This window comes from Streptomyces sp. NBC_00557 (assembly GCF_036345995.1).
In the GTDB taxonomy this organism is placed as follows: domain Bacteria; phylum Actinomycetota; class Actinomycetes; order Streptomycetales; family Streptomycetaceae; genus Streptomyces.
In genome coordinates, this window is record NZ_CP107796.1 from 3,065,603 (window position 1) to 3,089,152 (window position 23,550).

The following is a 23,550-nucleotide window of genomic DNA, read 5'->3' on the forward strand; positions in this document are numbered from 1 at the left end:
TCACCGACATCGAGCCAAGCAGGGAGCAACAGATGACGTCGACCGAGACACCGAGGTTCTCCGTCTTCACCCCCAGCCACCGGCCCCGTTTCCTCGATGAGTGCCTGGCAACCCTGCAGGCGCAGACCTGTTCGGACTGGGAGTGGATCGTCCTGCTCAACAACGGCGCCCGATGGCGGCCGGAGCGGCCCGACGACCGCGTACACGTCGAGATCGCGGACGGCGTGGAGGGCGTGGGGGCTGCGAAGCGCAGGGCCTGTGAACTGGCGCGCGGCGAGATCCTCGTGGAACTCGACCACGACGACCTGTTGGCGAAGTCGTGCCTGGCGGAGCTCGGCAAGGCGTTCGACGAGAATCCCGACGCTGTCTTCGTCTACAGCAACACCGCGCAGATCACCGAGGACGGGGGACGGGACGACAGCCGTTTCGACGAGACGTTCGGCTGGCAGTACGAGGAGGTGAACGTCGACGGCCGCAAGCTGCTGCAGGTGGTCTCCCTCGCGCCGACGCCGCACAACGTCGCCTACATCTGGTACGCGCCCAACCACGTGCGGGCGTTCCGCAAGGAGATGTACGAGAAGGCCGGCGGGTACGACGCCGAGCGCACGGTTCTGGACGACCAGGACCTGATGTGCCGCCTCTTCCACCTCGGCGACTTCCACCACATCAACCGCTGCCTCTACCTCCAGCGGGTCCACCCCGGGAACACCCAGAGCGACCCGGATATCAACGCGCACATCCAGCGCGAGACGATCGCCCTGTACGACAAGTACATCGAGGCCAACGCCCTCGCCTGGACCTACCGGCGCGGACTGATCCCGCTGGACCTCGGCGCGGCCCAGCGGAAGCCACCGGGCTACGTCGGCGTGGACCAGCGCCCCGGACACGGTGTCGACATCGTTGCGGCCCTGCCCGGGAGGCTGGACCTGCCCGACGACTCCGTAGGCCTGATTCGGGCGGTGGACTTCCTCGAGTACGTGCCTGCGAAGGTGCCGCTGATCAACGAGCTGTACCGGCTGCTGGCGCCCGGCGGCATGCTCCTCACCATGACGCCCAGCTCCGACGGCCGCGGGGCCCACCAGGACCCGACACACGTCGCCTACTACAACGAGAACTCGTTCTGGTACTACACGGACGACCAGTACCGCGCCCTCGTGCCGGACCTGGAGGCCCGGTTCCAGTCGTCGCGGCTGGTCACCTACTTCCCGAGCGAGTGGCACGCCCAGAACAACATCTCGTACGTGGTCGCCAACCTCATCGCGATGAAGGACGGCGCCGCGCGGTGCGGCGGAAAGCTGCTCGTCTAGGCCGTCCGAAACAGTGGGCGCCCGGTGGACCGTGAGGTTCCACCGGGCGCCTTCGACGTCTGCGGGCCGGACTCACACCGCTTCAGACGCCGACGCGTTGCCTGGCAGCGACGAGTTGCCCCGAGCGCAGGTGGCGTCGTGAGAACTCCAGGTTCTGGAGCACGCGGTCACGATGTTCGGCGGGCAACTTGTTCCCCGCCAGCAGGCGTTCGCAGCAGTCCTCCGCTTCCTCGTACTCCCCCACCCAGTAGGCGGACACCCCGAGTTCGTCGAGTGCGCGCCAGTCGTACCAGTCGGACTCGACGAACAACTGGTCGTTCTCCGGATAGGGAAGGCGTGCCGCCTGCCGTGCGAACAGGTGGGCGAGCGGCCACCGCTGCCCGTTGAGGCGGCACCAGCGCGCCAGTTCACCGAGTGCCTCGGCGCGGGTGGGACGGCTCTCGTGCGCACCGAGGTAGCGGTCCATCACCTCGGCCGGCGGCCGCTCCAGCTTCTCGGCCAGCTGTGCGCCGTAGAGGCGGGACCAGAAGACCTCCTCGGCCCAGCCGCCCATACCCGCCCGGCGATCGTATGCCTCGATCGCCTTCTTGAACTCACCGGCGCTGCGCCAACTCTGGGCCAGGTAGAACACATAGCGACTGTTGTCCGGCTCCTTGACCAGGCCCTGCTGGAGAGCCTCGGCATCTTCCAGGTACTTCTCCCGCGGGCTCTTCGCCCTGCTGCGTCCCCCGCCGCCCACGACGACGATGGTGGCACCCTCCAGGTTCCCGAGGCTGTACTGCGCACCACACTCGAGATACTCGTGCACAACACCGACGTACCGCCACGGCAGCCGGGTCGAGACCAGGGCCCGGCGCCGGTACGTGTAGCGCCCGCTTCTGACGTTGAGCCGGTAGGCGTCGAGCGTCAGCTCGGGCATGCGAGAGCCGGGAGCCACCTCCATGACGTCGTCGGCGTCCATGAAGAGCAGGTAGTCCGCATCGGCACGAGCGAGTTCGATCGCCTCGGTACGGCTGCCGTCGAAACCCTTCCAGGACCGTTCGTACAGTTCGCCGGGCACGTCGCGGTAGACGTCGCGGACGATGTCCTGCGTGCCGTCCGTCGAGCCGGTGTCCACGATGACCCAGGTGTCGATCAGGGGCCGTACGGATTCGAGACAACGCCGGATCACCGGGGCCTCGTCCTTGACGATCATGTTGAGACAGACCGTTGACTTCACGGCCCCATCCAATCCAGCCGATGAGACCCATGCAAAGAGGCCGGGCCGCGAGCCATTTTGAGGACTCGTGCATTCGAGTGGTCTGAACGCTGCCGGCGCCTGCCTACGGCAGCACGGTCGGTGGCGCCTCGTAACGTCGGTGCCGACGACCTGAGACAGGCCAACTCCATCCGTCCGCCATCTTCCACGAAAAGTGACCAAGTGAAACGTACGAAATTGTGGGCAGGGCTTGCCGCGACGGCGACGGTTGCCACCGGGGTGACCGTCTGGGCGATCCATTCCCCGTCGGCCGAGCCGTCTGAATCCAAGGCCGCTTCAGGGACCCGGAACGCGATGTCCGTGGACGCGCTGCTGAGGTCGGGCCTTCAGCGCCAGATCAAGCAGGATTCCACTGGGGCCGCCCAGGACTTCCGGCGCGTTCTGGAACTGGATCCCAGCAACAAACGCGCCTGGTACGGTCTCGGGCTCATCGATCAGCAGTCCGGGAGGACGACGGATGCCCGGGCAGAGTTCGACAAGGCGCTCGAATCCGATCCCCACTTCATGTCCGCCCTCTACAGCGAGGCGTTCATGCTGAGAACGAGTGATCCCGACCGGGCCATCGAACTCCTCAAGCGCGCCGCCGCCATCGATCCCAAGGCAGCGAACATCCATCTGCAACTGGGTCAGCTCCTTGCGGTGAATCACCGCAAGAGCGAGGCCGAGGCCGCGTTCCGTCGGGCGGTCGCCGCCGATCGCAAGTCGCTCTCGCAGGTGCCGGAAGAGTTCCGGGACGCCGTGAGCCGATGAGTGACCGGCGCCCGGCAGGCGCCCGGCGGACCAGAGGTTCCGCCGGGCGCCTGCCATGGGCGCCGGGTAATGGTGCCGCCGCGGTGGACTCGGGCGCCTTCGCCCCGACCGAGGGACACCGAAGGCCGGGCGAACGGCCGGCCTGCCGCCGTGCCGTGGCAGATGCCGGCCGGCGCCCGTCCGGTCAGCGCGGCGCGGCCGAGGGCGGCCGGCTGCCGGCGAGCGCCCGGGACCAGGTCGGCTGACCGTGCTGGTCGGCCACCACGTCCAAGGTCTCGCGCGAGCGGCACGTTCGAGCACGGTGGTCACGAAGTCCGGACCGTGCGCGCCGTAGTGCCAGGCGGTGTGCACGAGGTAGCCGGTGCGCGGGAGTAGTTCGACGACCGCCCGCTCCCTCGCCCGTGGGGCCCCGTATGCGTTGACGGTACCCGTCGACGCGTCTCACGGGACGCGACGCTGGAGGGTGTCGAACGGACGTCCGTGCCGTTCGTGGCTGTGGCCGCCGCCTCGATTCCCTCGGCGCCGTCGACGTCCGTCCAGGCGGCACAGTCGACGACCGCCCGGCGCACGCTGACTGCGGCGCCGACGGCTGTCGGGTCGGCGATGTCGAGCCTGTCCCTGCCCAGTGCCGTCACCCCGGGGTCGGGATCGGCCGGTTATGCCGGCACGTCCTGGCCGAGCAGCCCGCGCGCACCGGTCACCGGCCGGCTCGTGGTCATCGCGGCTCGGCCTTCTCCTTGCCGCCGTGCAGGACCAGGTCGATGCCCCGGCAGTGGTCGGAGACGTGCACCCAGTCGCGGATGTTGCGGCCGTTTCCGTAGAGGGGGACCCGGCTTCCCGTCGATGAGGTTGGTGATGAACAGCGGGTACGGCCCGTAGTTGTTGGAGCACCGGGTGATCACGACATCCAGTCCGTGAGTGCGGTGGTAGGCGAGCGCGAGCAGGTCGGAGCCGGCTTTCGAGGCGGGGTACGGGGAGTTGGGCGCCAGAGGCCACCCCTCGGTCCATGAGCCCTCGCTGATCGAGCCGTACACCTCGTCGGTGGAGGCGTGGACGAAGCGGCCGACACCGTGCCGGCGGGCCGCGTCCAAGAGCACCTGAGTGCCCATCACATTGGTGCGGACGAACGGGCCTGCCCCGTCGATCGACCGGTCCACGTGCGACTCGGCTGCGAAATGGACCACCGCGTCCTGGCCTGCCGTCACCTGGTCGACCACGTCCGGGTCACAGATGTCGCCCCGGATGAAGGTGTGGCCGGGGTGTTCCGCCACCGGTGCCAGGTTGGCCACGACCCCCGAATAGGTAAGTTTGTCGAGGACGGTGATACGCGCTGTCGGATCCGAATCCAGTTTCTGGCGGACAAATTCCGAACCGATGAATCCAGCACCGCCGGTCACAAGGATGCGCATGGATGTCCGAGTCTTTCGTGCTGCCCGGCGTCCGGCATCGGAGCCCCGGACGCCGGGCCGCGGGCGCGGGCACAAAGCGGACGGTGCCCGCGAGGCCGAAGCCTCGGGGCACCGTCACTGGTTCCCATGGGGAGCGGTCGACCCGCACGGTACCGCCGCTCGCCGTGGGATCAATGGGCGTTGCAGACCACGAACGCGGTGATGGTGGCGGTGCCAGGAGGCGCGGCCACGGTAGCCGGGGTGCCGGCCTGCCATCCGCTGGGAATGGTTCCGTTAGGACCGACAGGGAGGGGCCTGTTGATCGAGATGTTGGCGCCAGTGGCTTCGTATCCGCCGCCGGTGGCCACATCGCCGGTGTCACAGAAGACTTCCACGTGGTGGACGTTCTCGTCGACAGTGGCGCTCTTGTAGTACGTGTGCACGCCGCTTGCGCCCTGAGCACCCTGCGCGCCCTGAGCACCCTGCGCGCCCTGAGCGCCCTGGGCGCCCTGAGCACCCTGCGCGCCCTGAGCACCCTGCGGGCCCTGGACGCCCGCGCCCTGAGCACCCTGCGCGCCCTGCGCGCCCTGCGGACCCTGCGGACCCTGCGGACCCTGGAAGCCCCGGGGACCACGCGGGCCACGCGGACCCTGCGGACCCTGCGGACCCCGCTTGCCGGGCTTGCCGTCATGGCCGTCACGGCCGCCCCAGCCGCCGGCCGTTTCTTCGTGCGTACTGCTGGTCGCCTGGGACACAGAACCCGACCGGTGGATCGCGTCCGCGATGGCCACCGAGCTCTGCCCAACGTTGAGCGCCACCGCGAGAACGCCTGCGGACACCAGCGTGGTGGACCTCAGGCGTGAACTTCGGATCGTTCTACGGTTCAAGAGAACCTTCCTCAGTAACTGGGAGGGAGTCAGACCGCAAGCGGGCGCACCAGTGCGCTTTTCGCATGCGCGTCGCGTCGCCTCTGGCTACGGACAAATCCATTCTTAGTACTCGCGGCAACTGAATGGTCAGCGTCACACCGCGACTTGCGCCGAGATCACCCGTGCGGCCTCAATGAACCTGCTTCCACCGTGTCTTCCTCGCGGATTCCTTTGACGAGCCCGCTGCGATACGCGATGCAGTCCTCGAAGGACGGCAGGAGGCCCAGGCGCCCCGCTTCCTCCAGCGTTGGCGCGGCGGCGTCCTTGCCGGAAAGGCGCGGGGCCAGTTCCTCGGGCCAGGCGATGGCCAAATCGGGGTCGAGCGGGTTGATCCCGTATTCCCGGTGCGGCGCGTATCCCTCTGAACAGAGGTAGATGACGGTTGAATTATCCTCCAGAGCCATGAAGCCATGGCCCAGGCCTTCCGAGATATAGACGCAGCGGTGCGTCGTGTCGTCGAGCCTGACCGCTTCCCATTTTCCGAAGCTCGGAGAACCGGTGCGGATGTCGACCACCACGTCGAGGACGGCGCCGCTGACACAGGTGACGAACTTGGCCTGGCCCGGTGGGACCGATGCGTAGTGGATGCCGCGGAGAGTGCCGAGAACGGACCGCGAGCAGTTGGCCTGCGCGAGTCGGAACCCCTGGCCGGTGGAATCAAGAAACCGTTCCCCCTTGAACCACTCATGGAATCTGCCCCTGGTGTCCGTGAACACCTCGGGCGTGTCCACCCAGGCCCCTTCGATGCCAAGTGGCTGCATGTGAATGCTCCTTTCAGCTCGCAACCGGCTCAGGGTCGGCCGAGCGGTTCCCGGTAGTGCGATCCGCTGCTTCTCTGGGGCAGGACGACATGCCGGTAGTCCTCCAGCAGCCCCAGCAGATAGTGGCCGTACCCGCTCTTGAGCAGAGGCTGGGCCAGTTCCCGGAGCCGGTCGTCATCGATCAGGCCGGCACGCCACACCGCTTCCTCCACGCACCCCACCTTGAGGCCCTGGCGCTCCTCGATCACCCGGACGAACTCCGACGCCTGCATCATGGAAGCGAAGGTCCCGGTGTCCAGCCATGCGGTGCCCCGGTCCAGCCGGGTGACCTGCAGCGTCCCGGCTTCCAGATAGACACGGTTGACGTCGGAGATCTCCAACTCGCCCCGGGCGCTGGGTCGCAGACCACGGGCGATCTCCACGACGTGATGGTCGTAGAAGTAAAGGCCGGGCACGGCGTAGCGGGACTTCGGCCGGGCCGGTTTCTCTTCGATGGACAGCGCCCGGCCCGCCTCGTCGAACTCCACCACGCCGTAGGCCGAGGGGTTGGCGACCTGGTAGGCGAACACCCTCCCGCCCTTGAATTCGTCGTCGTGGCGGGCAAGCCGGGTACCCAGGCCACTCCCGTAGAAGATGTTGTCGCCCAGGATGAGGGCCACCGATTCGTCGCCGATGAAGTCGGCTCCCAGAAGGAAGGCCTGGGCAATACCCTCCGGACGCTCCTGTGCCATGTACTCCAGCCGCAGGCCGAATTGACGACCGTCGCCGAGCAAGCGGCGGAACTGGTACTGGTCTTCGGGCGTGGTGAGGACAAGGATCTCACGCACACCGGCCATCACCAGTGTGCAAAGCGGGTAATAGATCATCGGTTTGTCGAAAACCGGCAGCAGTTGCTTCGATACCGAGCGGGTCAGTGGCCACAGTCGCGAGCCGGTACCCCCGGCCAGGAGAATTCCGCGCATGGCAGCACCATAGGTGGATTGCCTATCGGCGCCACCTCTACACGCGATGGACGGCGTAGACGTCGAAAAGCGACGACCGACGGTCGGCCATTCGGTGGATTCTTGGCACACGGGAGTTCGGTCGAGTCCAAATGCCGCACAGGGCTGGCATCTTGATGGCCGCCAGTCTCAGTTTCCCGAGGGGTCCCGATGCAAACACCACTCGCCAACGGCGCGACGGTTCCGGCGCAACAACAGGCTTACGAGAAAACGGGGGTGGCCGGACCACCGCGCAAAGGCCGCTTCGACGGCACATGGTGGGTCTGGGCCTTGGCGGGAGCGCTGTTCGTGATGTACGCGGCGGTGTCGCTGCGGCTCCACCAGCAGATGCTCACGAGCAGCTACGACCTGGGGATCTTCCAACAGGTCGTGCGCTCGTACGCGGAAGGACATCTGCCGGTCTCCGAGGTGAAGGGCCAGGACTTTCCCGTCCTGGGGGATCACTTCTCCCCGATCCTGGCGCTCGTGGCACCCTTCTACCTGGTCTGGCGACACGCCGAGACACTCCTCGCCGTCCAGGCCGCACTTCTCGCCGTGAGCGTCGTCCCGCTGACTCTCTGGGCGCGACGGGCCCTGGGTTCCGTGGCCGGCGCGGTGATCGGTGCCTGCTACGGGCTCTCCTGGGGAATTGCGAGTGCGGTCGGCTACGACTTCCACGAAGTGGCGTTCGCCGCTCCGCTCCTGGCGCTCTCGCTGACCGCCCTCGGGAACGGCCGGCTGACCGCCGCGGCATGCTGGGCCCTGCCCCTGCTGCTGGTGAAGGAGGACCTCGGGCTCACGGTTCTCGTCATCGGCCTCGTCATCGCCCGGCGAGGCAACCGCAGGCTCGGAACGCTCACAGCCGTGGCCGGCGTTGCCGGGACCGCGCTGGCCCTGTTCGTGATCCTGCCGGCCTTCAACCCCGGCGGGTCCTTCGCCTATTGGTCCCTGCTGCAGGGTTCCGACGCGGGCGGCCAGGGGGTGGCCGAGGGCAGTTCGGGCGGTCTGCCGCATGTGCTCTACCAGGGCACCATCGGCCTGTTCACCCCCCTGCCCAAGGTGACGACGTTCGTCCTCATGCTGGCTCCCACCCTGTTCCTGGCGCTGCGATCGCCCCTGCTGTGGATCGCCCTGCCCACGCTGGTGTGGCGCTTCGCGTCGAACAACGGCCTGCACTGGGGGACCAGCTTCCACTACTCGCTCGTCCTGATGCCGATCGTCTTCGCAGCCTTCGTCGACGCCCTGGTGCGACGCGGGACGAGCGGGCGCGGCCTGCGCCGCTACCTCGCGGCCTCCGCCGCGATCACCCTCATGATCCTTCCGAGCTTCCCCCTCTTCGAGATCGCCCAGCCCGAGACCTGGCGCACCGACTCTCGCGTCACCGTCGCCCGTCGCCTGATCGCCATGATCCCCGACGGCGTCACGGTCCAGGCCTCCGACCATCTGGTACCCCAGCTCGCCGACCGCACGAGCGTCGGTCTCTACGGCGCCCCTGGCAGCCGTCCCGATCCCCAGTGGGTCATGGTGGACACCGAGGTGCCGCCCGAACAGCGAGCGTGGCCGGGCCAGCCGCTCAGCGTCGAGGAGGAGCAGCAGCACCTGGCAGCCGACCTCGCCCACGGATACGAGCTGGTGTCCCTGCAGGACGGCTACATGCTGCTGCACCGCCGGACGGCGCCGAGGGGCTCGGGCCGGCCGTAGCGGAAAGGGTCCCGGAGATTCCTTTCCCTGGCCCGACTCAACTTTAGACGAAATCCAAGCTAGGATGGCTTCCTGTCAGAGCACAGGAGGCCATCCCGCATGTACGAACCGATCCGCACCAAGTCGGTCCACAGCACGAGGGCCGGCTCCGCCTCCGAATTCCCCCACCGGTCGCGCGAGGAGGAGCTGGACATCCAGCTCGCCGGGCACCTCGCCGCGCTGCTCACCGTGACCGACGAGCTGCGCGGGCTGACGCCGTCGCACGAGCTGGACACCGCTGCCGAGCGGCTCGCCGAACAGGTGGGCCGGCTCCGCGGCGGGCACGGCCCGCTGCGGGCGGCGCCGTCCGCCGCCGGTGACCCCGTGGCGCTGCACCAGCGCGCGCACGCCCTCGCCGGCCGTGCGCTCGTGGTCGCCGCCTCGCGTGCGGACACGGCGGCGGCGATCCTCGCGGCCGAGCGGATGGACGCGCACGCCGGCGCACTGGCCGAGCCGGAGCACGACGCATCGGCGGGGGCGAAGGAGCTGAGCGCCACCGCCTGACCCCGCAGGGGCCCAGATCGGCCCCGGTCCGCGTGCACCCACAGCGGCGCGCGGACCGGGCGCCACAGTCCTCCTGACCCCTTCTTCCCTCCTCAGATGAAGATGAAGAAAAGGATCAGGATCACCGCCGCCAGGACCAGCCACCACACCCATGTGTGCCGGTGACCGGTCCTCGGCCGGCTCTCGGGGCCGCCGCCGCGCGGGCGGTCCTCCGCCAGCTGCGGATTCTCCGGACGATCCTGCGAGTAGAAGTCATCGCCGCCTGCCATCCCCCATCCCTCCTTCCCTGGTCAGAGCCGGGTACCCGAGGAGCCGGAAGCCGAAGCACGGCACGAGGGCCCCGCACTTTCCCTCGTGCGGGGCCCTCGGTGTTGTCACCACGGCCGGTCGTGACGATCGCTGGTCAGGGCATCCGGACCGGCCGTGGAGTCTTTTCGACGGGCTTTTCAGCCCAGGCGCTCCACCAGCGCGTGGTACTGGTCCCACAGCTCCTTCGGGGTGTGGTCGCCGAAGGTGTTGAGGTGCTCGGGGATCAGGGCGGCCTCCTCGCGCCAGACCTCCTTGTCGACGGTGAGCAGGAAGTCCAGGTCGGAGTCGGACAGTTCGAGGCCGTCGGTGTCCAGCGCACCCTTGGCCGGCAGCACGCCGATCGGGGTCTCGACGCCCTCGGCCTTGCCCTCCAGGCGCTCCACGATCCACTTCAGCACGCGGGAGTTCTCGCCGAAGCCGGGCCAGACGAACGTGCCCTCGTCGTTCTTGCGGAACCAGTTGACGTAGTAGATCTTCGGCAGCTTGGACTGGTCCTTGTCCTTGGCCACGTCGACCCAGTGGGCCATGTAGTCGCCCATGTTGTAGCCGCAGAACGGCAGCATGGCGAACGGGTCGCGGCGCAGCTCGCCGACCTTGCCCTCGGCGGCGGCGGTCTTCTCGGAGGCCACGTTGGCGCCGAGGAAGACGCCGTGGTTCCAGTCGAAGGACTCGGTCACGAGCGGTACGGCGCTGGCGCGGCGGCCGCCGAAGAGGATCGCGGAGATCGGCACGCCCTTGGGGTCCTCCCACTCGGGCGCGATGATCGGGCACTGCGAGGCCGGCACGGTGAAGCGGGCGTTGGGGTGGGCGGCCGGGGTCCCGGAGGCGGGCGTCCAGTCGTTGCCCTTCCAGTCCGTGAGGTGGGCCGGGGGCTCCTCGGTCATGCCCTCCCACCACACGTCGCCGTCGTCGGTGAGCGCGACGTTGGTGAAGACCGCGTTGCCCCAGAGGGTCTTCATCGCGTTGGCGTTGGTGTGCTCGCCGGTGCCGGGCGCGACGCCGAAGAAGCCGGCCTCGGGGTTGATCGCGTACAGGCGGCCGTCCTCGCCGAAGCGCATCCAGGCGATGTCGTCGCCGATGGTCTCCACGGTCCAGCCGGAGATCGTGGGCTCCAGCATGGCGAGGTTGGTCTTGCCGCAGGCGCTCGGGAAGGCGGCGGCGACGTACTTGGACTCGCCCTGCGGCGGGGTGAGCTTGAGGATCAGCATGTGCTCGGCGAGCCAGCCCTCGTCACGCGCCATGACCGAGGCGATACGCAGCGCGTAGCACTTCTTGCCGAGCAGGGCGTTGCCGCCGTAGCCGGAGCCGTACGACCAGATCTCGCGGTCCTCGGGGAAGTGCGAGATGTACTTGGTGGAGTTGCACGGCCACGGAACGTCCTCCTGGCCCTCCTCCAGCGGGGCGCCGAGGGAGTGGACGGCCTTGACGAAGAAGCCGCTGTCGCCGAGTTCGTCGAGGACGGCCTGACCCATGCGCGTCATGGTGCGCATGGAGACGGCGACGTACGCGGAGTCGGTGATCTCCACGCCGATCGCGGAGAGCGGGGAGCCGAGCGGGCCCATGCAGAACGGGACGACGTACATGGTGCGGCCCCGCATGGAGCCGCGGAACAGGCCTTTCTCGCCGGTGAAGATCTCCCGCATCTCGGCGGGGGCCTTCCAGTTGTTGGTCGGTCCGGCGTCCTCCTCCTTCTCGGAGCAGATGAAGGTCCGGTCCTCGACGCGTGCGACGTCGGTCGGGTCGGAGGCCGCGTAGTAGGAGTTGGGGCGCTTGATCGGGTCGAGCTTCTTGAAGGTGCCCTTGGCGACGAGCTCTTCGCAGAGTCGGTCGTACTCCGCTTCCGACCCGTCGCACCAGACGACCCTGTCCGGCTGCGTCAGTTCGGCGATCTCGTCGACCCAGGAGATCAGTTCCTGGTGGTTGGTGGGAACGGTGGAAGCCGAGTTGTCGCGCGCCACGGTTGCTCCTAAGTGAGGGATTTATGCCCTTGTGAGGGATTTTGTCCTTTGCCCCGTGGGGGCTGCGACCCGGACGCTTCACGGGGGTGCTCATCCGGTGCCGACCGCACTCATTTGATCATCCGCCCACAGTGCCCATATGTCCAGGGGAGGTCACAGGTGAGCGAAGTGAGGAAGACCACGGTTTCCAGGGCTGTTTGCGTTCCCTTTACGTCCAGGTTTGTGTCACCTGAAGGTCTTTTTGCGTTCGATCGACCTTCGATCGGCCAAGTCCCGCTCTCACACCCGACTTACGGTGGCGTAGGTACCATGCCCCGCATGACTGCGTCCGCCCCCGACGCGCCCACGGAGACGCCGGCCGACGGCCGCGGCCCCACGGCGCTCTCTCTGCCGCACCCGGTCAAGCCCAGGCTGCGCGGCTGGCTGCATCTCGCCATGTTCCCGGCCGTGCTCATCGCGGGCCTCGTGCTCACCGCGCTCGCCGACTCCCCCAGAGGCCGCATAGCCTGCGGGATCTACGTCCTCACAGCCTGCCTGCTGTTCGGCGTCAGCGCGCTGTACCACCGGGGCAACTGGAGCCCCCGGATGGACGGCGTCCTGCGCCGCCTCGATCACGCCAACATCTTCCTGATCATCGCCGGCACCTACACCCCGCTGACCCTGCTGCTCCTGCCGGGCGCCAAGGGCCAGTGGCTGCTGTGGGGCATCTGGGCCGCGGCGGCCGCCGGCATCGTCTTCCGCGTCTTCTGGGTCGGCGCCCCTCGCTGGCTGTACACGCCCTGCTACATCGCGATGGGCTGGGCGGCCGTCTTCTTCCTGCCCGACTTCCTGCGCACCGGCGGCATCGCCGTCCTGGTCCTGGTGGTCACCGGCGGCCTGCTCTACAGCGCGGGCGGCGTCGTCTACGGCATCAAGCGCCCGAACCCGTCACCGCGCTGGTTCGGCTTCCACGAGGTCTTCCACTCCTTCACCCTGGCCGCGTTCGTGGTGCACTACGTGGGGATCTCGCTGGTGGCGTACCAGCACACATAGACAGTTACCTGCACTTTTCTCCTCGGGCCGCGGCGTCGACGCCGCGGCCTTTCACATGCGGCCGAAGAGGGTTCCGCTACGACGGCGAGCCCCCGACACCGGCATTGACAGTAGCCAGTTTTTCAGAGTCACTAGCATTTCACGGCAACTGTCACTCACCCGCAGGGATGCTGCCGCGCGCCACGGCATGGGCGTCGTGCTGCTCGTCTGCGGCGTCGCCGCCCTGCTCGCGGGCCGGCGGGCCCGGCGTGGTCGCGGTGCCGGAGGATGCCCGACAATGACCACCATGACGGCAGCACGCTCCCCCCTCTCCCCCGCCGGCCGGCCCCAGCTCGGCCTGCGGGAACGCAAGAAGATCAAGACACGGGAGGCGATCCGCGCCGCGACGTACGGCCTGATCCGGGAGCAGGGCTACGACGCCACGACCATCGAGCAGATCGCCGAGCGGGCCGAGGTGTCGCCGTCGACCGTCTTCCGCTACTTCCCGACCAAGGAGGACATCGTCCTCTCGGACGAGTACGACCCGCTGATGGGCGAGGAACTGCGCGCCCGCCCCGCCGACGAGCCGCTGATCGACTCGCTGCGGCACGTCATGCACCTCGCCCTCGACGCGAGCCTCGCGGAGGAGCCCGAGGTGGTCCGGCTGCGGACGCACCTCGGCGCCCAGGTCCCCGCCGTCCGCTCCCGGATGTTCGAGAGCATGTCGCGGACCGGGACCCTGCTGCGCGAGGTCCTCGGCGAGCGCACCGGCCTGGACCCGCAGAGCCTCGAGGTGCGCGTCTACGCCATGTCCCTCATCGGCGGCCTGATGGAGGCCTCCATGTACTGGGCGGAGAACGACTTCCAGGGCGACCTCCGCGACCATGTGAACCGGGCCCTGGACGTCCTGGAGCACGGCCTGCCGGGGAAGACCGCGGGGGAAAACCGCTGAGGCCGGGCCGGTCCGGCGTGCGATGCTGACGGGATGAACGGCCCCGAGATCCGCGTCGAAGTCGCGCCCGCGCTGCACCTGTTCGTGCCGGCCGCCCGCCGTGCCGGCGCCACACCCCTGGCCACGGACGGCGTCTCGACCCTCGGCCATGTCGTCGAGTCCCTCGGCGTCCCGCTGACCGAGGTCGGCGCGCTGGTGGTGGACGGCCGCGAGGTGCCGGTGTCCCACCTCCCGCGGGCCGGCGAGACGGTGAGCGTACGGCCCGTCCGGCGCCCGCAGCGGGTCCCCGGCGCCCCGCTGCGCTTCCTCCTCGACGTCCACCTCGGCACGCTCGCCCGCCGGCTGCGCCTGCTCGGCGTGGACACGGCGTACGAATCGACCGACATCGGCGACGCGGCGCTGGCCGCCCGCTCGGCGGCGGAGCAGCGGGTGATGCTCAGCCGCGACCGGGGCCTGCTGCGCCGCCGCGAGCTCTTCGCCGGCGCCTTCGTCTACAGCACCCGGCCCGACGACCAACTGCACGACGTCCTCGACCGCTTCGCCCCCGACCTGCACCCGTGGACCCGCTGCACCGCCTGCAACGGCCTGCTGAGGGAGGCCACGAAGGACGAGGTCGCCGACCAGCTCGAGCACGGCACCCAGCGCACCTACGACGTCTTCGCCCAGTGCACCGAGTGCGGCCGCGCCTATTGGAAGGGCGCGCATCACGAACAGCTGGAGGCGGTCGTGGAGCGGGCGTTGAGCATGCGCGCCGAGGGCGACTGAGCACGGTGCACCGGGCCGCTCGGCCCGCCCTCGGCGCGCTGCTCCTCAGCGGCGCCCGGCGTCTCCCTTCCCGCAGGCCACCCCGTCCCGGTCGCGGTCCAGGCCCCGCGGGTCGCCGGAGCCGTTCACCTTCAGGCGGCCGTAGTCGTTCTTCCGGAGCCAGGCGCAGCGGGCCGCCGTCGTCTTCCTCACCTCCGGCGGGAACACCGTCGGGACGCACACGTTGGCCGAGCCGTAGTGCCGGTCGCAGCCGGAGAGGGCCGGGCTGACCTGCTGTGCGGTGCGCTTCCTGCCCGGCCCGGAGACCTTGCCGGACAGCGCGTCGGCGAAGGCGTGGACGTGCGGGGAGGCGGCGGTCAGGGCCGACGGGCCGGTGAGGTGGACCCACCGGGCGACCGAGGGCACCCCGTTGGCATCGACCGCGAAGAGCATGTACCAGCCGGGCGGGGCGATGTTCGGGTTGTTGGTGACGTTCAGGTCCACGTTGCTGCCGTCCACGCTGAGCGGCAGGTCCACGAACCGCTGGTTCGGGTCGGAGGAGTGGGTGACCGCCGCCGGACGGATCAGCTCCGCCTTGGCGATGGGGCGGTCGACGGTGATCCGCTGGGTGTCGCCGTACTTCCACTCCTGGTCGATCACGGAGGTGATCGTCGGGCGGGTGCCCTTGTAGAGGTACGGCGGGGTGTAGATCGACACGTTGTGGTTCCAGCTGCCGTTGCCGGGGTTGTCGCCCGTCGCCATCACGCGGCCGTCGGGCAGCAGGAACGCCGAGGAGTGGTAGCCGCGGGACTCGGGGTCGGCGGCCACCGGGTCGAAGGTGTCGGCGCCCGGGTCGTACAGCGAGGACTCGTACACGGGGTTGGCCCGGTTGTGCAGGGCGCCGCCGGTCTCCAGCACCTTGCCGTCGGGCAGCAGGACCGCGGAGACGTACATCTTGCCCTGGTTGCCGGTCTCCGGCTGGGGCCCGTTGCCGAGGTCGACCGTGCCCTGCGGGAGCGGCGGCCCGGCGGCGTACGACGGGTTGGGCTGCTTGAGGTCGATCAGGTCGGTCAGGCGGTTCGCGTCCGGGTTGGAGTCGATGTTGCCGCCGCCGATGGTGAGGACCCGCTGGTCCTGCGCGGGAGGCAGCAGCACGCTCGCCGACTGGTCGCGCTCGTCCTTGTGCTGCAGTCCGGGGATCTGGGTGATCGTGTTGGCGCCGTAGTCGTAGACCGCCGAGCCGGTGCCGGGGATGTTGTTGCCGAAGACGTGGCTGCCCGTGTAGAAGAGGCGGCCGTCCTGCATGAGGATCATCGCCGGGTACAGGCCCCAGTACGACCAGGTCTGGTTGACCTGCCACAGCGGCAGCCACTGCTGCTGCGCGTCGCTGAACCGCTCGGCCGTCACCGAGCCGGTGGAGTCCTCCCGGAGCCCGCCGAAGGTGATGACGTCACCGTTGCCCAGCTCGGTCGCCGACGGGTACCAGTGGCCGTCGTTCAGGTCGTTGGTCTTGGTGTACGTCTCGGTCTTCGGGTCGAAAATGTACGAGTCCTTGAACCCCTCGTAGCCGTGCCCGCCGACGACCGGGTACGCCTTGTTGCCGCTCAGGACCAGCACCCGGCCGTCCTGGAGCTGGACGTGGCCGGCGCAGAACATGTCCTTCGGCGTCGGGATGACCTTGTAGGTGCCGTTCGCCGGGTCGTACACGGCGCTCGTGAAGGTGCCCGCGCCGAAGTTCTCCTCGCTGTTGCCGGAGCCGGCGATCAGCAGCACCTTGCCGTTGTTCAGGACGACGGAGTGCATGGAGCGGACCGGGTTCCGGGTGGGCAGGACCGACCAGCTGCCGTTGGCGCACTGGTCGGCGGTACCGGTGCACCGGGCCGGCGGGAGCGGGTCGGGGACCTGGTCCATGGTGTAGTCGTCGGTGGTCGCCGATCCGGTGCCGTAGACGGAGACGCCCCAGGTGATGCGGTCGGTGCCGGCGGGGACCTCGGGCGTGCGGACGGTGGCCCGCGTCCAGGCCGACGCCATGTCCAGGGTCTTCAGGTCGGTCCAGTACTGCCAGCCGGCGGTGGTGTCGTGCCGGAACAGGGTGATGTTGGCGTCGGGGGTGGTGGTCTTGTACCAGAGCCCCAGGTCGTACTGCTTGCCGGCGCTCACTCCCGGCGCGCAGTCCGCCGACTCCGTGATCATCGCCTTGCGGTCGCCGTCGACGCGGCGGGTCAGCGTGACCTTCATGGCCGCGGCCCCGGAGTGCGCGTCCGAGGTGCTCTGGAAGGTGAAGTCGTTGTCACCCCAGCCCGACTTCTCCCAGCAGTACGGCATGCCGTCGCTGCCGGCGGTCTCGAAGCCGGGGTTCTTGATCAGGTTGGCCGCCTCGGCGGGCTGGGGCGCGGTCAGCAGCAGCCCGGCGGTCAGGGCGCCCACCCCGGCCAGCGCGGTCCGTCTGCGGTGCTTGTCTCTCACACGGCTCTCCTTGCTCGGCTCCCCCGGCGGCGGGGGAGGTAGACCAGCGCCTCGGTGCCCGCGAAGCGCAGGACGAACGTCAGGACCAGGGCGAGCGCGGTGGCGGGGAGGGCGCCCATGCCGAACCGGCCGACGAGGAGGGCGATCAGCGGGATGCGCAGCACCAGGTCGGCGTTGGCGAGCAGCGCGAACCGGCCGAGCCGGTCCCACCAGCGGCGGTGCGCGCGCCGGTCGCGGAACAGCAACTGCTCGATGAGCAGGAAGTTCCAGGCGACCCCGAGCTGGTTGGCGAGGATCTCGGCGGGCAGGTAGTGGAGGCCGGCGGCGGTGAGCGCCCGCAGTCCGAGGAGGTTCGGCACGAATCCGCTGGCGCCGATCAGCCCGAAGCCGACCATGCGGGCGGCCGGGGACGCGGTCCGCAGGCCCGTCAGGTGGCGCAGGAAGCGCAGGCCCTCCCGCGCGGTGGACTTGGACTCGCCCGCGAACCGCTCCTCGAAGACGAACGGCACCTCGGCGACCCGGCGCGGGCGGCCGCGGACGGCCAGCTCCAGCAGGATCTTGTAGCCGAGGGGCTTGAGGACCTCCGCGGTGACGGCCCTGCGCCGGATCGCGAAGAAGCCGCTCATCGGGTCGCTGATGCCGCGCAGCGTGCGCGGGAAGAGGGCCTTGGCGAGCCAGGTCGCGCCGCGGGAGACGGCCACCCGGTAGCCGCCGGCGAGCCCGGCCCGGCTGCCGCCCTCGATGTACCGGGAGGCGACGACGAGTCCGGCGTTCGTCCGCTCGCCGGTGGCCACCAACTCCGGTACGAGGGACGGCGGATGCTGGCAGTCGCCGTCCATGACGACGATCCACTCCGCGGTCGCCGCCCTCAGCCCCTCGACGACCGCCCCGCCGAGCCCGCCGACGGGCTCCTCGCGGTGCAGCACGGCCACCGGGAACGGGCAGTCCCGGGCGGCGGCGCGGATCACCTCGGGGGTGTCGTCGGTGGAGTCGTCCACGAACAGGACCTCGCAGGGCAGCCGCGCGGGCACCGACTCGGTGATCCGGTGCAGCAGCTGCCGGATGTTCGCGGACTCGTTGAAGGTCGGTACGACGATGGTGACGGCGCCGGGTTCGGGGACCTCCACGGCGTCGAGGCCCTGTGCCGGGACGGTGTGCTCGCTCATCGCGCGCCTCCCGCGGCCTGGATGCGCCGGATCTCGATGCGGTCGGGTCCGGCGCCGAAGGTGGCGACCGGCGCGGAGTGCCGGATGGCCGCCCGGACGGTGGGCAGGTCCTTGGCGTCGCGGCGGACGGTCGGTGAGGCGACGACGTAGTCGACGTCCTTCCAGCCGTGCGGCAGGGTCTTGGTGACGGCCGGGTCGAGGTCGGCCTTGTAGAACCAGATGGCGCCGGGTCCGGGCCGGTACCCGGCGTGCACCAGGTCCAGCCAGAGGGCGTCGTCGACGAGGACACGGGTGTCCTCGGGGTCGGCCACCTTCGTGCCGAGCCAGTGGGCGGCCTGCCGGTAGGGCTTGTTGGCGTCGGCGGTGACGGCGGTGCGGTCGCCGTCGTACCAGTGCGGTACGACGTAGGCGCCGGCGGCGAGGACGAGCACGGCGGCGAGCGCGTACCGGCCGCCGGTGAGGTACCGCTTCTCGGTCTCCGTGCGCCGCCTGGTCATGACCGCGTGCGCGACGGAGGCGGCAGCGGCGGCCAGGACCAGGGCGAGGAAGGGCAGGGCGCCGATGACGTACATGGCGGGCAGGTAGCCGTTCGGGCGCAGGGCGACCGCGGTGAGGAGCGCGACGGTCAGCGCGGGTCCGGCGAGGGCGCGGGCGGTGACCGACCAGCGCCGGGCGAGCAGCAGGAGCAGGGCCGCGGCGAGGCCGCCGAGGGGCAGGACGCGGTCGTAGTACAGCCACGCGTGCAGGACGCCGTAGGAGCCGGAGCCCGGGTGCAGGATGAACCCGGAGCCGGGCCGGGACATCTGGTAGGTGATGCCGTCCCACAGGGAGACGTGTCCGGGGCCGGGCAGCAACTCGCCCTTGAGCAGGGCGAACAGCGGGTAGGCGAGGCCGATCAGGGCGCACGCGGTGACGGCTCCGGTGAGCGCGAACTTGCGGGTGTCGCGGTGGCTGTGCCGCCACATGGTGACGAACAGGGCGGGCAGGGCGACGAGCATCGTCTCCTTGGTGAGCACGCCCGTCGCGGCGGCGACACCGGCGCCGAAGTGGTGCCAGAGGTGGCGGCTGGGCGAGGCGGCGAGGCAGAACGCCAGCAGCAGCCACATCACGGCGATGTTGTCGAGGAAGATCTCCCGGCTGAGCACGACCGCGAGCGGGGACAGCCCGAAGAGGGTCATGCCGAGTCCGGCGGCCCAGCGGGGCAGCGCGAGGCGGCGGCCGAGGACGTAGACGAGGACCGCGCTGACTCCGCTGATCAGGAGCATCGTGATCCGCATGGTGCCGACGGTCATGAACCCGGGGCTGACCGCCGCGGGCAGCCGGCCGAGCAGGGCTATCTGGATCCAGCCGAGCGGCGGGTGGTCGTACCAGTAGGTGTAGTGGGCGAGGCCCCGGCCCTGCTGGACGGCCCAGGCCTGGGCGAGGTAGGTGCCCTCGTCGTCGCTGAGGGTCGGGTAGGCGGCGATGTTCCAGCCCTGGACGACCAGGATCACCGTGAGCAGGGCGCCGCAGAGCAGCAGGTCGGCGCGGGAGGAGCGCAGTCGCATCGGCGGCTGTGTGCGGCCGGCCGTGGGCGTTTCGGGCGCAGGCCGGCGCTGCGCGGGGACCTTCGCTCCGGTCACCGCGGGAAGTGTGGAGGTCACGCGGGAACGTCCTCTCGGATGGGCTCGGCCGCGGTGAGATGCGCGCCGACATGCGTGGTCAACTCCCAGTCGTTGCGGCCGCGTTGCTCGCGCCATACGGCGCGGATCGCGGCGCCGGCCAGGAGGACCTGGTAGAAGGGGCCGCCCACGATGAGCTTCACGTAGTGGACGAGGCGGACCTTCAGGCCGTACTGCTTGCCGAAGTCGTGCAGTCCGACCACCTCGAAGACGAAGGTGACGGCGGCGGTGACCAGCGGCAGGAAGGTGAGGAAGGCAACCCCGACCGGCACGTCGAGGAAGAGCGCGACGGCCGCGTTGAGCGGGATGATCACACCGGAGAAGGCCTGCATGAACGGGGTCATCAAGGTGTACCGGGCGAGCAGCCGCTGCCCTAATCCCGGCAGTTGCCGCCAGTCCTTCTTCCGGTACACCTGCAGGAAGCCCTGGTTCCAGCGGGTGCGCTGCTTGAGCAGCGACATCAGGGTGCCGGGGGTCTCCTCGCGGGTGACCATGTCGGAGTCGTAGGCGACGACGACCTTCTTGCCGGCGCTGGAGAGCCGGACGCCCAGGTCGCAGTCCTCGGCGAGGCAGTCCGGGTCCCAGCCGCCCGCTTCCCTGAGGACGCCGGTCCGCACGAAGACGGTGTTGCCGCCGAGCGGGATGAACCCTTTCTGCGCGTGCAGGTGCAGCCGGGAGCGGAACCAGAAGAAGTACTCCAGGCAGTTGCGCAGGCTGTACCAGCTGGAGTGGAAGTTGATGAGCTGCACGCCGCCCTGGACCACGTCCGCGCCGGTCGTGCGGAAGGCGTGGTCGACGTGGGCGAGCAGCTCGGGGTGGACCTGGTCCTCGGCGTCGAAGACCCCGACGACGTCGCCGCGGCAGTGCGGCAGCGCCGTGTTCATGGCCTTGGGCTTGTTCTTCTTCTCGTGGGTGTCGACGACGACGCGCACGCGCGCGTCCCGTGCGGCGGCCCGCTCGGCCACCTGCGTGGTCTCGGGGTCGTCGTGCCCGACGATCACGACGATCTCGAAGTCGGCGTGCGTGGATTCCAGCAGCCGCTGGATGGTGTGGTCCAGCACCGCCTGCTCGTGCCGGGCCGGCAGCAGCAGGGAGAACGACAGGTGTTCCCCGCCGTCCGGCCTGCCGAACCTGGTGGAGGCCAGCACCTCGGGCGTGCGCCAGGCGTGCATCTGCCACCACAGAGTGAACGCCGCCATCCAGAACAGGGCCAGTGAGACGGCCGCGATGAAGACAGACGTGAGCAAAAAGATCCCCCCAGATCCCCGATTTCCCCCTGTGCGGGCGACGGTGAGTGATCACCCGTCGACTCGTTGTGGAGACACTAGGGGGGATCTGTGAAGCGCGGGAGCTGCTCCGATAAATAGCGTGTTTCGGAACGGTGCCGCCGGTAGCGGGACGTATCCGAACACCGGCCCAGTTCCGAACAGTTCGGACGTCCCGCCGGCCGGCTGTCCGCGCTGCTCAGTGCGCGTTCAGCGCCGCGCGCAGCCGTTCCGGGTCGGTGGTCGGCGCGTCACAGGTGAAGTTACGGCAGACGTACGCCGCCGGTTCACCGGACACGAGCGGCCGGTCGGCGAGCAGCGGGAACTCGTCACTCTCCGCGGCGCCGGCGGCGACGACGGCGCCGGGGGCGGTACCGAGCAGTGCCGTACGGTGCAGGGCCGCCGTCCGCTCGTCGGCGAGGCCGGGTCCGACGACGGCGATCTCCCTGGGGCCGTCCAGGAGGGCTTCGGCGACGGCGAGGCCCCAGCCGATGAACCGGGGCACGCGCGGTCCGAGCGTCCGCACCACGCCGAGCGCCCGTTCGGCGGCGGTCCGGTGCGCCTCGGAACCGGTGTGCGCGGCATAGCCCAGCAGGGCGCCTGCCGCCGCCGTCCAGCCGGACGGGGTGGCGTTGTCGGTGGGGTCCTGCGGGCGGCGGATGAGCCGCTCGGCGTCGGCGGCCGTGTCGTAGAGGGCGCCGGTGTCCGGGTCGGCGAATCGGGTGAGGACGTGGTCGAGGAGCAGCCCGGCGAAGTCCAGCCAGACGCCCTCCCCGGTCACGGAGGCGAGGGCGAGGAAGCCCTCCGCGACGTCCGCGTAGTCCTCCAGCACCCCGGCGTTGGGGCCGACCCGGCCGTCCTTGCTGGTGCGGGCGAGCCGGCCGTGCTCGTCCAGGTGCACGCGCACGAGCAGGTCGGCGGCGGCGACGGCGGCCTCGATCAGGTCGGGCCGGTCGAAGTAGGCGCCGGTCTCGGCGAGCGCGGCGACCGCGAGGCCGTTCCAGGCGGCGACGACCTTGTCGTCCCGGCCGGGCGCGGGGCGGCGGGCGCGCTCGGCGAGCAGCCGGTCGCGGATGGAGTCGATCCGCCCGGCGTCGAACACGCCCTCGCTCTGCGGGAGCTGGAGGACGGACTGGCCGTGCTCGAAGGTGCCCTCGTCGGTCACGCCGAAGTACTGGGCGGCGAGGTCGCCGTCGGCCTCGCCGAGGACGGCGCGCAGCCGCTCGGGCGTCCACACGTAGTAGGCGCCCTCGACGTGCCGGCCCGTGCCGTCGTCGCTGTCGGCGTCGAGCGCGGAGGCGAACCCGCCCTCGGGGGTGCGCAGTTCGCGCACGAGGAAGTCGGCGGTCTCCAGGGCGACGCGCCGGGCGAGGCCGGAGCCGGTGGCCCGCCACAGGTGGGCGTACACGCGGCAGAGCAGGGCGTTGTCGTACAGCATCTTCTCGAAGTGCGGCACGACCCAGTCCCGGTCCACGGAGTAGCGGGAGAAGCCGCCGCCGAGCTGGTCGTAGATGCCGCCGCGGGCCATGCGCTCGCAGGTGTCCTGGGCCATCTGCAGCGCGCCCTCGGATCCGGTGCGGGCGTGGTGCCGCAGCAGGAACTCCAGCACCATGGAGGGCGGGAACTTGGGCGCCCCGCCGAAGCCGCCGCGCTGCGGGTCGTACTCGCGGGTCAGGCCGAGCAGCGCCTGGGCGAGGTCCGGCTCGCCGGGCGCGCGGTCGCCGTGCCGGACGATCTCCCGCTGGGCGAGGTCGCGCACGATCTTCCCGGCGACCTCGGCGACCTCGTCGCGGCGGGTGCTCCAGGCCTGCCGGACGCCCTCCAGGACCTGCCGGAACGAGGGCATGCCGTGGCGGGGCGCGGGCGGGAAGTAGGTGCCGAAGTAGAACGGCTCGGCGTCCGGGGTGAGGAAGACGGTCATGGGCCAGCCGCCGTGCCCGGTGGCGGCCTGTACGGCCTCCATGTAGACGGCGTCGACATCGGGGCGTTCCTCGCGGTCGACCTTGACGCTGACGAAGTGCTCGTTGAGGTAGTCGGCGGTGGCCCGGTCCTCGAAGGACTCGTGGGCCATGACGTGGCACCAGTGACAGCTCGAGTAGCCGACGCTCAGCAGGACGGGCCGGTCCGTCCTGCGCGCCTCCTCGAAGGCCTCGGCCGACCAGGGCCACCAGTCCACCGGGTTGTCCGCGTGCTGGAGGAGATAGGGGGACGTCTCACGGGCCAGTCGATTCGGCATGCCTCCATCCTCCCGCATGCCGGCCCCGCCGCGTGCCTCGGTCACCGGGGCGCCGGAAAGGGTGCGGGGGCGGGCCCGTGCGCTCGCTGAACGGCACCGCGCACCTGCGGTGGGCCGGCGCCCGGCGCGCATCCGGCCCGGGTACGACTGGGCGTCCCCCGGGCG

General features: G+C 70.0%; 20 protein-coding genes and 1 pseudogene. 8 read left to right on the forward strand and 13 right to left on the reverse strand.

Annotated features, from left to right (window positions below):
* The first annotated feature begins 32 nt into the window (after positions 1-32).
* The gene (locus OG956_RS12805) at positions 33-1,307 is read left to right on the forward strand and encodes a glycosyltransferase (protein ID WP_330338098.1); all 1,275 of its coding nucleotides are present in this window, start codon (positions 33-35) and stop codon (positions 1,305-1,307) included.
* An 82-nt stretch (positions 1,308-1,389) separates the two neighbouring features.
* On the opposite strand, the gene OG956_RS12810 is transcribed toward OG956_RS12805, so the two are convergent.
* Positions 1,390-2,526 (reverse strand): glycosyltransferase, encoded by a 1,137-nt coding sequence (locus OG956_RS12810; protein ID WP_330338099.1) that lies wholly within the window; start codon positions 2,524-2,526, stop codon positions 1,390-1,392.
* A gap of 201 nt (positions 2,527-2,727) precedes the next feature.
* Here OG956_RS12810 and OG956_RS12815 point away from each other — a divergent pair, with 201 nt between their 5' ends.
* Complete coding sequence (locus tag OG956_RS12815; protein WP_330338100.1) at positions 2,728-3,315, forward strand: tetratricopeptide repeat protein; 588 nt, start codon at positions 2,728-2,730, stop codon at positions 3,313-3,315.
* Positions 3,316-3,620: 305 nt separating this feature from the next.
* On the opposite strand, the gene OG956_RS40230 is transcribed toward OG956_RS12815, so the two are convergent.
* From OG956_RS40230 to OG956_RS12830, 3 genes and pseudogenes are all read right to left on the reverse strand, one after another.
* Positions 3,621-3,950, reverse strand: a complete 330-nt coding sequence (locus tag OG956_RS40230; protein WP_443065554.1) for a sugar nucleotide-binding protein — start codon at positions 3,948-3,950, stop codon at positions 3,621-3,623.
* Between the two features lie 101 nt (positions 3,951-4,051).
* Positions 4,052-4,724, reverse strand: a pseudogene (locus OG956_RS12825) (dTDP-glucose 4,6-dehydratase); the annotation flags it as partial.
* A gap of 170 nt (positions 4,725-4,894) precedes the next feature.
* Positions 4,895-5,146 (reverse strand): hypothetical protein, encoded by a 252-nt coding sequence (locus OG956_RS12830; RefSeq protein WP_330338101.1) that lies wholly within the window; start codon positions 5,144-5,146, stop codon positions 4,895-4,897.
* Here OG956_RS12830 and OG956_RS12835 point away from each other — a divergent pair.
* Positions 5,141-5,566 carry a hypothetical protein gene (locus OG956_RS12835; protein WP_330338102.1) on the forward strand — a complete coding sequence of 142 codons (426 nt, stop codon included), beginning with the start codon at positions 5,141-5,143 and terminating at the stop codon, positions 5,564-5,566. The genes OG956_RS12830 and OG956_RS12835 overlap by 6 nt on opposite strands.
* 182 nt (positions 5,567-5,748) lie before the next feature.
* Here the strand turns inward: OG956_RS12835 and rfbC are convergent, their stop codons facing one another.
* Entirely contained in the window at positions 5,749-6,393 is a 645-nt protein-coding gene (gene rfbC / locus OG956_RS12840) for a dTDP-4-dehydrorhamnose 3,5-epimerase (RefSeq protein ID WP_330338103.1), read from the reverse strand.
* A 29-nt stretch (positions 6,394-6,422) separates the two neighbouring features.
* Positions 6,423-7,355, reverse strand: coding sequence for a glucose-1-phosphate thymidylyltransferase RfbA (gene rfbA / locus OG956_RS12845; protein ID WP_330338104.1), 933 nt, complete (start codon positions 7,353-7,355; stop codon positions 6,423-6,425).
* 255 nt (positions 7,356-7,610) lie between these two features.
* Between rfbA and OG956_RS12850 the strand changes: the two genes are divergently transcribed.
* A complete protein-coding gene (locus OG956_RS12850) occupies positions 7,611-9,074 on the forward strand; it encodes a DUF2079 domain-containing protein (protein ID WP_330338105.1) in 1,464 nt (487 codons plus the stop codon).
* A 99-nt stretch (positions 9,075-9,173) separates the two neighbouring features.
* Positions 9,174-9,617, forward strand: a complete 444-nt coding sequence (locus OG956_RS12855; RefSeq protein ID WP_330338106.1) for an SCO4983 family protein — start codon at positions 9,174-9,176, stop codon at positions 9,615-9,617.
* Positions 9,618-9,709: 92 nt separating this feature from the next.
* On the opposite strand, the gene OG956_RS12860 is transcribed toward OG956_RS12855, so the two are convergent.
* Positions 9,710-9,886 carry a hypothetical protein gene (locus OG956_RS12860; RefSeq protein ID WP_330338107.1) on the reverse strand — a complete coding sequence of 59 codons (177 nt, stop codon included), beginning with the start codon at positions 9,884-9,886 and terminating at the stop codon, positions 9,710-9,712.
* A 177-nt stretch (positions 9,887-10,063) separates the two neighbouring features.
* Positions 10,064-11,884, reverse strand: a complete 1,821-nt coding sequence (locus tag OG956_RS12865; protein ID WP_330338108.1) for a phosphoenolpyruvate carboxykinase (GTP) — start codon at positions 11,882-11,884, stop codon at positions 10,064-10,066.
* A gap of 318 nt (positions 11,885-12,202) precedes the next feature.
* Between OG956_RS12865 and trhA the strand changes: the two genes are divergently transcribed.
* The 3 genes from trhA (at position 12,203) to OG956_RS12880 (ending at position 14,612) form a co-directional block, all read left to right on the forward strand.
* Positions 12,203-12,916, forward strand: coding sequence for a PAQR family membrane homeostasis protein TrhA (gene trhA / locus OG956_RS12870; RefSeq protein ID WP_330338109.1), 714 nt, complete (start codon positions 12,203-12,205; stop codon positions 12,914-12,916).
* A gap of 286 nt (positions 12,917-13,202) precedes the next feature.
* Positions 13,203-13,847: a TetR/AcrR family transcriptional regulator gene (locus tag OG956_RS12875; protein WP_443065555.1), complete on the forward strand. Its 645-nt coding sequence runs from the start codon at positions 13,203-13,205 to the stop codon at positions 13,845-13,847.
* 33 nt (positions 13,848-13,880) lie between these two features.
* Positions 13,881-14,612 (forward strand): Mut7-C RNAse domain-containing protein, encoded by a 732-nt coding sequence (locus OG956_RS12880; RefSeq protein WP_330338111.1) that lies wholly within the window; start codon positions 13,881-13,883, stop codon positions 14,610-14,612.
* A gap of 45 nt (positions 14,613-14,657) precedes the next feature.
* Here the strand turns inward: OG956_RS12880 and OG956_RS12885 are convergent, their stop codons facing one another.
* The 5 genes from OG956_RS12885 to OG956_RS12905 all read right to left on the reverse strand — a co-directional run bounded on the left by OG956_RS12885 (position 14,658) and on the right by OG956_RS12905 (position 23,385).
* The gene (locus OG956_RS12885) at positions 14,658-17,057 is read right to left on the reverse strand and encodes a galactose oxidase early set domain-containing protein (RefSeq protein WP_330338112.1); all 2,400 of its coding nucleotides are present in this window, start codon (positions 17,055-17,057) and stop codon (positions 14,658-14,660) included.
* Complete coding sequence (locus OG956_RS12890; protein ID WP_330338113.1) at positions 17,054-18,223, reverse strand: glycosyltransferase family 2 protein; 1,170 nt, start codon at positions 18,221-18,223, stop codon at positions 17,054-17,056. Before OG956_RS12890 ends, OG956_RS12885 begins: the two co-directional genes overlap by 4 nt.
* Positions 18,220-19,866: an ArnT family glycosyltransferase gene (locus OG956_RS12895; RefSeq protein WP_330338114.1), complete on the reverse strand. Its 1,647-nt coding sequence runs from the start codon at positions 19,864-19,866 to the stop codon at positions 18,220-18,222. The genes OG956_RS12890 and OG956_RS12895 overlap by 4 nt, the downstream gene beginning before the upstream one ends.
* Positions 19,863-21,131: a glycosyltransferase gene (locus OG956_RS12900; protein ID WP_330338115.1), complete on the reverse strand. Its 1,269-nt coding sequence runs from the start codon at positions 21,129-21,131 to the stop codon at positions 19,863-19,865. The genes OG956_RS12895 and OG956_RS12900 overlap by 4 nt, the downstream gene beginning before the upstream one ends.
* Positions 21,132-21,348: 217 nt before the next feature.
* Positions 21,349-23,385, reverse strand: a complete 2,037-nt coding sequence (locus OG956_RS12905) for a thioredoxin domain-containing protein (RefSeq protein ID WP_330338116.1) — start codon at positions 23,383-23,385, stop codon at positions 21,349-21,351.
* Positions 23,386-23,550 lie beyond the last annotated feature (165 nt).

Excerpts from the sequence above, each read along its gene's own strand:
- OG956_RS12805 (WP_330338098.1), top strand. The coding sequence starts at position 33 with ATGACGTCGACCGAGACACCGAGGTTCTCCGTCTTCACCCCCAGCCAC.
- rfbC (WP_330338103.1), bottom strand. The coding sequence starts at position 6,393 with ATGCAGCCACTTGGCATCGAAGGGGCCTGGGTGGACACGCCCGAGGTG.
- rfbA (WP_330338104.1), bottom strand. The coding sequence starts at position 7,355 with ATGCGCGGAATTCTCCTGGCCGGGGGTACCGGCTCGCGACTGTGGCCA.
- OG956_RS12855 (WP_330338106.1), top strand. The coding sequence starts at position 9,174 with ATGTACGAACCGATCCGCACCAAGTCGGTCCACAGCACGAGGGCCGGC.
- OG956_RS12860 (WP_330338107.1), bottom strand. The coding sequence starts at position 9,886 with ATGGCAGGCGGCGATGACTTCTACTCGCAGGATCGTCCGGAGAATCCG.
- trhA (WP_330338109.1), top strand. The coding sequence starts at position 12,203 with ATGACTGCGTCCGCCCCCGACGCGCCCACGGAGACGCCGGCCGACGGC.
- OG956_RS12875 (WP_443065555.1), top strand. The coding sequence starts at position 13,203 with ATGACGGCAGCACGCTCCCCCCTCTCCCCCGCCGGCCGGCCCCAGCTC.
- OG956_RS12880 (WP_330338111.1), top strand. The coding sequence starts at position 13,881 with ATGAACGGCCCCGAGATCCGCGTCGAAGTCGCGCCCGCGCTGCACCTG.
- OG956_RS12890 (WP_330338113.1), bottom strand. The coding sequence starts at position 18,223 with ATGAGCGAGCACACCGTCCCGGCACAGGGCCTCGACGCCGTGGAGGTC.
- OG956_RS12905 (WP_330338116.1), bottom strand. The coding sequence starts at position 23,385 with ATGCCGAATCGACTGGCCCGTGAGACGTCCCCCTATCTCCTCCAGCAC.